Genomic DNA, 265 nt, shown 5'->3' on the forward strand with positions numbered 1-265 from the left:
CGCATAGCCGTGCAGGAGCACGGCATAGCTTTGTATGAAGCGGGCATCATTTTTCCCGATCCGCTGGACCTGCGTTCCTTCATCGACGGTCTGAAGCAAGCCGGTATTGTGCCGCATTCTTATTATTTTGCCCATGACCGCAGAAGAGGGCGTACCCCGGCGGGTTATTATGACGGCGATGCTCTCAGCGTACCGGTTCTGATTCAAGAGCTGCGCGATAACGGGTGGATTTCCCCTAATTTTACGTTCGATACCGGAACGCGCT

At 54.3% G+C, this 265-nt stretch carries 1 protein-coding gene; it reads left to right on the forward strand.

Features of this window, described 5'->3' with window-relative positions:
- Positions 1–265 (forward strand): hypothetical protein (locus KVT36_RS31755; RefSeq protein WP_217607439.1); only part of this gene is annotated, 265 nt, incomplete at both ends.

The sequence above is a fragment of the Chitinophaga sp. GbtcB8 genome (assembly GCF_019091455.1).
In the GTDB taxonomy this organism is placed as follows: Bacteria; Bacteroidota; Bacteroidia; order Chitinophagales; family Chitinophagaceae; genus Chitinophaga.